Below are 12,946 nucleotides of genomic sequence, written 5' to 3' on the forward strand. Positions count from 1 at the left end.
TTGAACGGGTAGGTGTGACGGATAATTTCTTCCATTTGGGTGGGCATTCGTTAGCTGCCAGCCGGTTAGTTGCTCGTATTAACAGTGCGTGGAAAATAAATTTCCCTGTTATTGAACTTTATCGGCATCCTGTCGTGGGGCTTTTAGCCGGTTTCATTGACAAAAATATTGAGCATATCCGCGCTGAAAATATGCTTGATACCGATATTCCTTGTCTTGGCCAGTTGGAAAGTGCTCCGCTTTCATTTCCTCAACAAGATCTTTGGTATCTCTTCAAAAACACTGGGCTTAGTGCTGCTTATAACATATGTTCCGCGTTGTCATTGAAAGGGCATGTTGATGTTAATAAAGCGCGGGCCGCCATTGATTTTCTTTTGCATCGACATAATTCATTGAGAAGTTATATTGATGAACGCGACGAAGGACCAATACAAGTTTTTTCTACTGAGAAGCTCTCTTGCTTTGAATATGCTGAAAGTGAAATTGATTATGCGGGATGGGAAGATGCTGCAATATTAGGTTCAAGCTACGTCAAAGAATATATTAAGGCATTTTCAAACAGGCCATTTGATATTTATACCCCGCCTCTTATCCGGTTCAAGCTACTGAGGTTAACGTCAAATCTTTCGTTATTCCTGCTTAACATCCACCACATCATTTCCGATTTGTGGTCGATGGAATTACTTATTACTGATTTCTGTAGCTTTTATAATGAACCTCAACTGGAGTTGAAAAATTCAATTTCGCCAGTTGCGCATTATTCTGATTTTTCAACATGGCAGCACAGTGATGTAGCACATCAACTATTTATCAAGCAAGAACAATACTGGAAAAAAAACCTGGATGGTTTTCCTCCAAGATTAAATTTGCCATATGACAATCCAGCCCCGGCGGATTCATTGTCTGAACAAGGCAAGGTATTGCGATTTGAATTACCCAATGTTGATGTGTCTTCTATCAAGGATTTTATAGCCGAAGAAAAAATATCACTTTTTATGGTGCTCATGAGCGCGTATGCCGTCACTCTTTCCCATTATTCCGGACAAAGCGACATCATAATTGGAACTGACCATGCCAATCGTAATGGGAAAAATATGGATAATGTGGTTGGTTTCTTTATTAACCAATTGGCTATCAGGATAAATGTTGATGCAACAAAAAGCTTCGCTGATCTTTTGTTGCAAGTGAAAGATAAAGCAATAGAGGCATATGACAATAAAGATGTTCCATTTAATCGGTTGCTGAAAAACTTAAATGTGAAACGTGAAAAAGGTTACTCTCCACTTTTTCAGACCAAATTGGTTCTCTACAACACGCAGGAAAACGAAATTAATGTAAATGGAGTTGACGTTTCATTTGTGGAGCCAGAAATAGCAACTGCGAAATTTGACCTTATGTTTTCTATTAAAGAACGTGATGGTTTATTGTCGATTGATGTTCAATATAAAACTTCTCGCTTTAAACCCGAAACCATTAATCATATGATCAAATGCTTTGAAGCGACACTTGTCCAAGCTATAGGAAATTTACATTCGCCGATTTCCGGCTTGCTGTCAAAGTTGGTTTTGAGTTTCCCCACTACGGATGCAATGAATGTTGGCCGGGCTGCCGCCCAGGCAAAGAATATGTTCGAAAAATTTAAAAAAATAGAGAAGAGATTAATTAAATGAATTCTATTGATGGATCAGTAAAGAAATTTGGCCAAAGAAAAACAATAACGGTCAATGATGAGATTTGTAACCGTGTTATTGGCAACCATGCAACCAAAATACTTTGTATTTATCCCAATAATAAAGAAAATGTGTGTTTGGAATCATGGATTAAAAAAAATAAACCAGAAATAGAAAGTAAGTTACTTGAGTATGGTGCATTACTGTTCAGGGGGTGGGGGGTTGAATCGACGGAAAAGTTTAAAACAGTCGCTATTGGCGCATTGGGCTACAAACCACTTAGCTATGTATACAGATCCTCACCAAGGACATTAATCGATTCGTATGTTTATACTGCTACTGAATATAACTGTAAGCGGGATATTCCCCTGCACAATGAAAATTCTTATTCACACGCATGGCCTACGCATTTGGTTTTCGGCTGTCACTTGGCTGCCACTTCCGGTGGGCAGACAACATTGGCTGATTCGCGCTTTATTTATAACAATTTAAGTGAATCAATAAAAAATAAATATAATCAACGCCGATTGATGTATGTACGAAATTATGGAGTTGTTGATTTACCCTGGAGTGAAGTCTTTCAAACAACCGATAAGGGCGAGGTCGAAATATTTTGTAAGGAAAACAATATAGAGTTTCGTTGGGGGGACGATGGGGGGTTACAAACCCGTCAGCTATGTAACGCGACATTTGTGCATCCAACAACGAAAGAAAATGTGTGGTTTAACCAGGCGCATTTGTTTCATGCTTCTGCAACAGATGATAAATACACGCTTGCTGAAGAAGGCTGCGACAACACAATTTATCCGCGTAATGTATACCATGCTGATGGGAGTGAATTGGAGTTGAATGCTTTGTCGGAAATACGCGATCTTTATGCGCAATGTTCCTATGATTTGTGCTGGGAAAATGGAGATGTCTTGTTGCTCGATAATTTATTGGTAGCACATGGTAGAAGGGCATTTACCGGGGAACGAAAACTTGTTGTGGTAATGCTGGATAATAACCTTACGGAAGCAAAATAACATGAACACAATTAACGAAGGTTTTGCCCTGTCGCCACAACAGAAAAAATGGTGGGAAAGCAATAAATCAGAATGCCAGGAAAAAATAGTTGTTCGCCTGGCTGGTCTGCCTGGTTTGGACTTTGGAAAATTAAAAGATGCATTTGAATCTGCATACAAGGAGCATGAAGCGTTACAAACCAGAGTGTTAACGCTCGATAAAAATTTCCCAATTTTAACGTTAGCAGCTGATAGTTGCATTAAATTTCAATTAATAGATACAGTTGAACCAGGAGCAGCGGATAAATACTGGGAAGGCTTTATAAGTGAGAACGCAGATTTAGATAATCCTGTTGCTGTAACATTTTTTATTGAGCATGGTTTTGTAGCCCATATTTTTATAAGGGCCAGCACCTTCGTTTGTGATGCACATTCTTTGCAGGTTATGTTGGCCAGGGTGCAGTCTGTTTATTGTGGTGATTCCATTCCCTGCACGCCTTTGCAATACCCGGATGTAGCAGAATACATGTCTGAATTACTTGAAGTCGCGGAATCAAAGCCATTTATCTCAACGTTACAAGAAAAGATTGCAATGCCGCCCTTGGTTGGCGCGCCTTTTTTTAGTGGGGCCATTAATGCCCAAAAAAATGAAGGTAATGTTAAAAGCAATGATATTATTGAAGTTGAAGTAAATGACTTCGTTATGAGCAAATTGCACCAATTTTCCCAAGCTCATTCAGTTAGTGTGGAAATACTCTTTATTTCTACAATCTATGCCTTATTTTATAAACAATCTAAAGAATGCGAGTTAAGCGTTTCATATCAATTCAGTGGCAGGTTGCACGAAGAGCTAAATGAAGTAATTGGTCTTTTTTCAAAAAACATCCCATTGCTTGTTCGCCTTAATCCGGAAGAGTCTTTTCTTGATTTAATTAACAACGTTAGGGCGAAATATGACGAAATAAAATCCCTACAGGAGTATTTTTCCCCTTCTTCATCAGGTTTTGGAAACAATGATGTGGTTGTTAGTGTGCATGATTTTGGCGTGCATTGTGACCGGTCTACCTCTTTATTGATTAATAAAATATGGTACCTGGAGAAGTATTTACTAATAGGATCGCTTAATCCCATTAAGTTTGAATTTGTAAAATATAATAATTGGGTTTTGCAGTTGCATTGTGCAAAGAATTCTATGCTGCCGGGCTATGGAAATATTATTGCTGCGCAGATGATTAGCTTATTGGAAAATGCATTGCACAATCCGGATTGTTTGATCGGTGACCTTGTGTTGCCGACACCTTACGATCAAATCATTGAAACTATGGGTGCAAATTCCAAAATAGAAGAAGGAAGACCAAAAAATTTACTGGCCTCATTTTTGAACCATGTTGAAAAATCACCACTGCATGTAGCAGTGAAAATTGGCGAAAATAAAATTTCATACGCGGATATTAATATTCATGTAAATCAATTAGCCAATTACATAAATTCGTTATCCCTGCCAACATCCCAAACGATTGCTATTTCGATAAAACGTTCTCCGGAATTAATTATTGCGATTTTAGCTATTTACAAGGCGGGGCATCACTATTTGCCAATAGATCCTGACATTCCTGAAGTTCGTGCCAGGTATATGCTTTCTGACTCAGCTGCTGCCTTATGTATTGTGGATGATTCTACGCAGGAATTGTTTAAAGCTATCGACATTAAAATCCATAATGTTAGCAATTTCTATAAATTTGATTTTCTGCAATATGACAGTACTTATGTAGATATAGAGCCTGAAGATAATGATCTGGCATACATAATGTACACCTCTGGTTCTACCGGCACACCCAAAGGGGTCATGATAACTCATAAAGGTTTAAATAATTATTTGGCTTTTTGCAAGAAAGAATATCCGTTGGTAGGTAATGGGGCTTCAATTTTACATTCGTCAATTGGATTTGATGCCACCATAACTACCATGCTTGCTCCTATATATGCTGGTGGGTGTATCCTCGCGCTTCCCGAAAAAAATATTGAAGAATTGGCCGGGTTGTTAGAACTACCGGTGGATTACGGCGTTATAAAAATTACGCCGTCACACATGGCAGCAATTCAGGAAATGCGAAATTTTTCTTCACTGAAAGCAAATGTGAGTGCGTTTGTAATTGGTGGTGAAGTACTCAATTCGGAATCCGTCTTTAAATGGAAGGCAGTTTTCCCCAAGGCCCGATTTATTAACGAGTACGGCCCGACAGAAACAGTTGTAGGCTGCACCATTTATGACGTGAAAGATAAAATAATCGGACATATTCCGATTGGTAAACCAATTGACAATATGGAAGTACTGATATTGGATTCGCAGCTTAAGCCAGTTTCGGTAGGATGTATTGGTGAGATTTATATTAGCGGTGAAGGATTGGCGTTGGGTTATCGCAATCTTTTAAACCAAACCATGGATCGATTTATAGCGCATCCATTAGTGCAAAATATAGAGACAAAATTATATAAAACCGGTGATCTTGCGTATTATCTTCCCGATGGAAATATAGTGTGTATAGGAAGGGCAGATAGCCAGGTAAAAATTAATGGATACAGAATCGAATTAGACGAAATCGAAAAAGCTATCGCCGCCTTCGAGGACGGCTGCTCTGCCAGGGTGATTGCCCATAAAACGGCGGCGGGGCGAGAAACTCTCATTGCATTCATTACTCGACAGTTAAATAAAAATGAATGCCCCCTGGAGCGTTTGCATAAGCATATAGCGGCAAGGTTACCATCCTATATGCAGCCTGCCAAAATTATTTTAGTGGAGCACTTTCCGACAACGGTTAACGGAAAGCTCGATACGGAAGCACTTTCTTCTATTTACGAAGAGCATATACAGCAGCGACGTATTGATCCTCCAATAACACACTTTGAGAAAATCCTGGTAGATATTTGGTGTGAGGTTTTGGGGCTGGAAAATATTGGGATTAATGAAAACTTCTTTAGCTTGGGTGGGGATTCGATCCTGAGTATTAGAGTGGTTACGCGTGCTAATAAAGTGGGTATAAAAATTTCAAGTAATGATTTTTATGAGGCTCAAACAATTTCGTTGCTTGCTGAACTTGCGGACAAAAAATCTCAAATAGAACCGCAAGAAATAGTAGGTGCAATTCTGCCTTTTGAAATAGATGGCGCGGAGTTAGCAAAGCGCTATTCAACTATTGGAAAGTTTGAAGATGCATATCCCCTGACTTCTATGCAGTGGGCTATGCTTGCTTTCAGCCAGTTTGACAAAAAAGAAGAATATTCCAGTTATGTTGATGTTTCTTCATATCGCATCACCGGGAAATTTGATAGCAATCTGTTCGCTAATGCAATCAGTGAAATTGTTTACAGCAACGAAATATTGCGAACCTGTGTACTAACTCTTGAGGATGGGACTCCATATACATTTGTGCGTGATCGCGCAAGCTTTTCCTATGGAATTGACGATATAAAGGTTACAGACATTTGTGGATTGGATGAGCATTCTCAAAATGGCGTTATTTTTGATTTTCTTGAAGGGAAAAAACGAGAGAAGTTTGATGTATCAACCGCACCACTCTTTAAATTTTATGTGCATATTCTCAGTAACGATTGCACAGTTTTAACCTTCTCCAGGCATCACCTGATTTTAGATGGGTGGAGCACAGCCGTTTTGCTTTCCAATGCATTTCATTTATATGAAAAATTGTCCCGGGGCGAAAACATAAAATTATCTTCATATGGAGGGCTGTCTTTTAAGCAATATGTTGCAAGGGAAGCTCGAAGTTTGAGGGATGAGAAAATAATTGAATACTGGAAGGCCAGGCTGGCCTGCGGTGTTTCGTCAAAAATACCTGCATCACCCTACTACAGCAGGTCTGCTGTGGGGCGAAGACTGGTTAAATCTATAGTGATTTCAAACGATTTATCAAATCGTTTGAAAGACATGGCAAAAATGCAGTCGGTTCATGTTAAAACTGTGCTACTTGCCGCGCACATGAAAACGCTATCGCTGCTGACAGGGGAATCAGTTGTTTCAACGGGTTTGGTAATCAATAATCGACTGGATTATGAAGGTGGTGATGAAGCACTGGGTTTATTCTTGAACACCTTGCCATTTTACATTAATGCTTCCACATCAGATTGGTTGGAATTAATCAGTGCTATTAGTAAGGAAGAGGCAGATTCCAGTTTTGCTAAAAGTTTTCCTCTGAATAATCTGCAGGTTATGAACGATGGGCAAAACCTGTTCCATACATTATTTAATTTTGTTAATTTCCATGCATATCGATCTGTTGGTGAGGCAAGTACTTTCGCGATAGATACCATCTTCGAATATGAAAAAGTCAATTATCCATTTGTTGTTTATTCCCGTATCAATGTTAAAAATAACAATATAGAGCTAGACATTCATTTCGATCCGACAATTTATCCTGAACAACAAATAGAGATTGTTGCTGGTTATTACTCAATGAACCTGGAGCAGATGACACTGGCAGAAAGCAAGCCGGAGTTAAAATCCATAGCACCCGACTTTAACAAGATTATTAATCTCCCATCTGGAACCCTTGATAATAATTATACCGTTCATGAATTAGTTATTAAGCAAGCATTGGCTGAGCCAGATTTAGTGGCTGTACGGGATAATGATCGCGTTCTGACTTATCGTGATTTGCTAATCGAAGCTACTGGTATTGCCATATCGTTGCAAAAAAACGGTATACAAAAAGGCGGCATTGTTGCGGTAATGTTGGCGCGAGGGTACAGGCAAGTAACTGCTTTATTGGGTGTGCTTTTTTCGGGGGCGGCGTACCTGCCGATTAGCCCTTCATCACCTATTGACCGTACCAATGAAATTCTTAAATTATCCGGTGCCGGTTTTATTATTACCGAATTTAATAATGCATCTGAAAATACAGACAAGTATGAATGCAATGTAATTGATTTATCGGCCCTTGATGTGAGCCAAACTTTAGATGTGGATTTCCTTTCCGGGGTTTCTAGCGACCCGTCTAGTCTTGCATACGTGATTTATACATCGGGGTCTACCGGTGCTCCAAAAGGTGTTGCAATTGAACACAACGCCGTTGTGAACACACTCATTGATATGAACAGGCGTTTCGGTATTTCTTCAGATGATGTTGCGATTGGGATATCAGAGCTGACCTTTGACCTTTCGGTATACGATATTTTTGGAATGCTTATTTGTGGCGGAAGCTTGGTTATTGTTGCCGAAAAACATAAAAGAGATCCGGAATACTGGATTGCCTTGGCCCGGCAATTTCAAATCACTGTCTGGAACTCAGTACCAGCATTGCTGGATATGCTGGTTTCCTACCTGGAAAATTTTTATCAGAATGACTCCAGGCTGCCGTTTAGAAATATATGGATGAGCGGCGATACTATTTTGCCATCCTTGCCTGACCGCATTAAAAGTTTTTGCAATGACGATGTTCAGGTTGTTAGCTTGGGTGGTGCTACAGAAGTTTCAATATGGTCAATCTATTATCCAATTAATGACAGGAGTTCAGAATGGGGAAGCATACCTTATGGTCGCCCATTATCCAATCAGGAAATATATGTTCTTGATGAAAACCTGGCGCCCTGTTCGCCGCTTCTGAGTGGTGATATTTATATTGGCGGTGCAGGCTTGGCCAGATGCTATTGGAATGATGATACTCGCACCGAGCAATCATTTATTTATCACCACCAATTAAAAAGAAGGCTTTACAGAACCGGTGATAGAGGGCGCTGGCTTCATGATGGTCAAGTTGAATTCCTTGGACGCTTGGATAATCAAATTAAAATCAATGGCTTCCGGGTCGAGTTGGGCGAAATTGAAATTGCATTGAAAAAGCACCCGCTGATTAAAAATGCTGTAGTCACACTTATGGTGGAGGATGAGAAAAAGTATATTATTTCTTATGTCGTCTCAGATGAAGGCATTGATAAAAATGAATGCTCCAGATTTTTAAAAAAACTACTTCCAACATATATGATCCCTTCATATTATGTTTTTTTGGACTCTTTCCCCATTACCGAAAATGGCAAAATAAATCGGAGCAATTTGCCTGCGCCGGAGAGAGATCTAAAAAATGATGATGAGTTGATTCCTCCTGTGACACCCACAGAATATAAAATGTGGGATATCTGGACAAAAATGTTATCAGTTAAAAATATAGGCATTAATAGTAATTTTTTTGATGTTGGCGGAAATTCTTTGCTGGCAATGAAATTAGTGGCTCTGATAAAGGATGAAATGAATATTCATATTTCAGTAACGATTATCTTTGAAAGCCCTAATTTGCAATCAATTTGTAGCTACATCGACGCCATATTGGTAAACAGGGAAAACGAAAATTTACATATTGACGCCTACTTAATGGAAGAAGAAGTCCTGTAGTGAAATGGGTGTTAGCATGCTTTTTAGCATAAGGGCATGCTAACATTAACTCCGTGGTGAATAGATGCTATCTATATCCTTCGCAAGAGGTTGGTTCGGTAGTTTGAGGAATTTTCAGAAGCCTAATAAAGATGATCTCAGGATTAATTATCTTAATGATTTACGCATCCTCGCACGTATGCAACCCGACGATATTATTTATTTGTATTATGACTGTCGTAGCTTGCCGCAATCAGATAATGGTTTCAGTCAACGATTAATTCGCTCTCTTAAGTCAGAGTATAAAAATATATCTCCTGTTGATCTTGGGGATTTGGAATCACGTCAACAATATAGTGCATTTGATGATGAGGTTCTGAGGGTCATTGATATTCTCGTAACTGCTCCAACACCAAATTACGGATATATTTGGGATGTGGTTAGATTGGCCCATCTGTCCGCGAGAGATTATGCCGTACCTATGGATACTGACGTTAAGCTACTTAAGAAAATAAATATAGCTAAGGTAGAGCAAATATGTGGCAGTGGTATCAATGGGATTTCGTTTTGCTATAACGAGGCTAATAAACAAAATTCAGTAATGTTTTCCATGCACAGCCAAAGTGAAGCGACTAAATTAGCCATTATAAAGTTAGGTAACTATTTTTCTGAAAAAAACCAGGGACGCCTTATAAATTCCATATCCCTGGAATTGTTAGTTTTGAAAATGCAGGTGTTTGCAACACCAATGTTATCTGGTTTTGAAAAATCACTTAAAGAGTTTGCTGATTCATTTGCTGCGGAACCCGTTATTCGCAACAAAATTATAAATTATGCAAATCAATTAGCTCCTGGTAAGGGAGGGCAAAAACATTTTAGCCCGGAAATATTTTCTGCCGCTTTTTTGCGATACGGATCCTATTATCAATTGGATTTGGAGAGTCCAGGAGATTGGATAAAGTTACTTGTAGATAGGAGTATTGTGGGGCGGAAAAATGAGCATGTGCCTGACGATTTTATAGTCGCTGTATGTGGCGAGGCGGCAACAATAATGGCGTCCTTGGTCACTCGGTTAAAATCAACAAGGGATATGTTTCTATTTTCTCCATACGAAGCTGCCGCCCTTTTTTTGATAGCCTTCAGGATTAATGATGCCATTTTTGGGTATACTTGCCTTGCGCTGCTTGATGTCATTGCCGGGCTGGAATCAGCCAATAAAGATAGCGAATTGCTAATATTGCTGGCTTACATGATGTCGACCAGGGCGGGAAGTCTGTTGCAGCGTTATGATTTTACCGATTATGCCCATGTATTTACGTTGCCGGCGTCAACAACACGTCAACAAGCTTTTTTAGACCAGAAAAAATATGGCGATATATTTAACGTTGAAAGCCATGGTTCCTGGCATAGTTCACCAATTATTTAATTTTGATGAGAAAAAAATGGATGAAATTTTATATTCTGTAGTTAAAAACCACGAGGAGCAATATTCGATATGGCCGAGCCAGAAAGAGTTGCCCCTTGGATGGATTGGTTGTGGCATATCGGGAAACAAAGAATATTGCCTGGATCAAATAGAAAAAATATGGACTGATTTACGTCCTGTCAGTGTTCGTGCAACTTAACATTCTGCCGGTTTGGTTGAGTACAAAATCGATGTCTATGCTCGATTACCAAAGAAAAATTCTAATCATAAAGAGTAGTCAATGAAAAACACCCTTATTGCATTATTAAGTGCGCCGTTCTTGTTTGCATCCCTATCTGGTTTTTGTGGAGAATTGCCAGCAGTAACTTATCCAATGTCCGAAGTCAGGTCATTGCATGCCGTTGCAAACAATAAAGATTACGAATTGTTTATTCAATTACCGCAATCCTATAAAGAAACCAATAAAAATTATCCTCTAGTTGTGGTTAACGATTCTCGTTTTGCTTTTCCAATTGCCAGTGGTGCAATGCAATTGATGGGCGGGCGAGTTGTTCATGAAGCGATTGTGGTTGGCATCTCCTACGCAAAAGGCGAGGACTATGGTGTTAGCAGAACACGAGACTACACACCTACTTATTCTCCTCAGGAATCTTCTGCTCATTCCGATGCGGCGCGTGCTGTTTCAGGACATGCAAAAGAATATGTCCAATTCATTCAGGAACAGGTTATTCCTGACATTAAAAAGCATTATCGTGTCGACAATAATAATAAAGTATTTGTAGGGCATTCGTTCGGTGGCTTGCTGGGTTCTTATATTTTAATAAATAAGCCTGAAATTTTTGATCATTATATTATTGGCAGCCCATCTCTTTGGTACGACAAAAAAGTTATTCTAAAAATGGAAGAGGAATATTCAAAGCACCATAACAATATGAAGGCTAATGTCATGATATATGTTGACGCTGACATAACGGGTAGTAATTCAATGGTTACTGATGTGCAAGCATTTGAGAAGTCTTTACGTTCAAGGTCTTACAAGAATCTTAAGTTACATGTAGAGGTTCTTAAAGGTGAAAATCATCATAGTGTTTTCCCTGCGTTATTATCCAAAGGATTAATGAAATCTATTCCGCTGAAACCTTAAAACTTTTCCGAAAATAGGATTTAAAATTTACAAAAACTACCGATCAAAGCCATCGTGGGATCAAGCTACACACTGCTATCGGTAGTGTGTAATCAATTTATCTCAATAAAAAAGTGTCCGGCTTTACTTGATCAGTACAGTGTGCTGCGATCGCACACCAATTGAAACTTTGTTTGATGGAAAGAGGGGTTAGGCTGAAAGAATCTAGCTCAAAACTAAACTGACAGGGCCCTGAAGGTGACAGGACCCTAAAAAACGGTAGCTGTCAGCTCAGGCCCTGGCTAGTAAACAAAATACAATTACGACACTCTTTCTCCAAATCGCTAACTGGTTATTTGGCTTCAACAATGCCAGCGGCAGTAAATGCTTGTTTGATATAATTTTCATTCTCTGAGGGGTGGCGCAACTCTGACTCTGGCACACCTTTACTATGAGCAATAGCTGCTACCCTGCCTTGCTTGTGGAAAGCCACTTGGGGGAACTCTTTAGCAATAGCGTCTTTATAAGCGCGTTGTGGCGATATAATTTTCCAGCCACGGTTACGTAAATGCTGGATCAAATCCCCCACAAATAAAGCTGCCGCATCATTTTCATGCAAGAGAAGTACATGTCGTGGTGAGCGATGCAAGGTTTTTTTTGCAATGGAGTCATAAAATTCAATAGATTCATAAAGGCTATTTACGTAAAAATCACGCGCTTTATCATAATCAATTGATTTTTTTTCTTCAGCAGCCTGAGTTATTAAGGTGCTAATGTACCAATCAAAATTATCGACTGTTACATAGCCATCTTTATAGCCAAGCTCTGCCAGCACAGCTTGAAGCTGATTAATATCAGTTAAATCCTTACCATAATGTAAATAGGGAAAACGGTGGAAACCAAGTACGCCCTTAAACGGCTTTAATGCCAGGTGCGCCTTGTATGCATCAATCGCATAGGCATTTGCACCTAATTGATTCGCTGACTGATGAGTAAAACTATGACTGGCCAGATGAAAGCCTGCATCCGTATATTGCTTTAAACGTGCTGCCGTTTGTTGATCAATGTAATCTGCCTTAACAAAAAACAATGCATCCGAAACCTTTGCCTGTTGCAATGCAGAAATTATTTTGTGCGTGCGCTCAACACCTGTCATCATCGCAGAATCGGGAGTTGGGGCATCATCAAACGTCAATGCAATCTCACGTGCGGCGGAAAGCATCGGTACCACTGATAAACATAAAAGAACAATTTTCAAGCAATGACGCATTTTTTCCTCCTTGGGAAACCAATAGAAATTCATAGAAAACCAATCAACACTTTATTATATTAAGTCCAAAAGTG

Annotated in this window: 7 protein-coding genes; 6 read left to right on the forward strand and 1 reads right to left on the reverse strand. The window is 39.3% G+C overall.

The annotated features are described in order from the left end of the window. From A596_RS01535 to A596_RS01555, 6 genes are all read left to right on the forward strand, one after another. The coding region (locus A596_RS01535; protein ID WP_039912229.1) for a condensation domain-containing protein at positions 1 to 1,670 on the forward strand (1,670 nt) is incomplete at its 5' end. Continuing rightward, the gene (locus A596_RS01540) at positions 1,667 to 2,695 is read left to right on the forward strand and encodes a TauD/TfdA family dioxygenase (protein WP_039912231.1); all 1,029 of its coding nucleotides are present in this window, start codon (positions 1,667 to 1,669) and stop codon (positions 2,693 to 2,695) included. The genes A596_RS01535 and A596_RS01540, both read left to right, overlap by 4 nt. A 1-nt stretch (position 2,696) precedes the next feature. Next, the gene (locus A596_RS01545) at positions 2,697 to 9,074 is read left to right on the forward strand and encodes a non-ribosomal peptide synthetase (protein WP_039912233.1); all 6,378 of its coding nucleotides are present in this window, start codon (positions 2,697 to 2,699) and stop codon (positions 9,072 to 9,074) included. A 64-nt stretch (positions 9,075 to 9,138) separates the two neighbouring features. Further along, positions 9,139 to 10,479: a hypothetical protein gene (locus A596_RS01550; RefSeq protein ID WP_039912234.1), complete on the forward strand. Its 1,341-nt coding sequence runs from the start codon at positions 9,139 to 9,141 to the stop codon at positions 10,477 to 10,479. A gap of 16 nt (positions 10,480 to 10,495) precedes the next feature. Continuing rightward, positions 10,496 to 10,678, forward strand: a complete 183-nt coding sequence (locus A596_RS22520; RefSeq protein ID WP_152600071.1) for an MbtH family protein — start codon at positions 10,496 to 10,498, stop codon at positions 10,676 to 10,678. Positions 10,679 to 10,759: 81 nt separating this feature from the next. Beyond that, on the forward strand, positions 10,760 to 11,623 hold the full coding sequence (locus A596_RS01555) for an alpha/beta hydrolase (RefSeq protein WP_052417137.1): 864 nt from the start codon (positions 10,760 to 10,762) through the stop codon (positions 11,621 to 11,623). A gap of 331 nt (positions 11,624 to 11,954) precedes the next feature. Here A596_RS01555 and A596_RS01560 read toward each other — a convergent pair whose 3' ends face one another. Further along, positions 11,955 to 12,872, reverse strand: coding sequence for a polysaccharide deacetylase family protein (locus tag A596_RS01560; RefSeq protein WP_039912236.1), 918 nt, complete (start codon positions 12,870 to 12,872; stop codon positions 11,955 to 11,957). Positions 12,873 to 12,946: the final 74 nt, after the last annotated feature.

The sequence above is a fragment of the Cellvibrio mixtus subsp. mixtus J3-8 genome, from assembly GCF_000766945.1.
In the GTDB taxonomy this organism is placed as follows: domain Bacteria; phylum Pseudomonadota; class Gammaproteobacteria; order Pseudomonadales; family Cellvibrionaceae; genus Cellvibrio; species Cellvibrio mixtus_A.

Coding starts and splice junctions, on each gene's coding strand:
- A596_RS01540 (WP_039912231.1), top strand. CDS start 1,667: ATGAATTCTATTGATGGATCAGTAAAGAAATTTGGCCAAAGAAAAACA.
- A596_RS01545 (WP_039912233.1), top strand. CDS start 2,697: ATGAACACAATTAACGAAGGTTTTGCCCTGTCGCCACAACAGAAAAAA.
- A596_RS01550 (WP_039912234.1), top strand. CDS start 9,139: ATGCTATCTATATCCTTCGCAAGAGGTTGGTTCGGTAGTTTGAGGAAT.
- A596_RS22520 (WP_152600071.1), top strand. CDS start 10,496: ATGGATGAAATTTTATATTCTGTAGTTAAAAACCACGAGGAGCAATAT.
- A596_RS01555 (WP_052417137.1), top strand. CDS start 10,760: ATGAAAAACACCCTTATTGCATTATTAAGTGCGCCGTTCTTGTTTGCA.
- A596_RS01560 (WP_039912236.1), bottom strand. CDS start 12,872: ATGCGTCATTGCTTGAAAATTGTTCTTTTATGTTTATCAGTGGTACCG.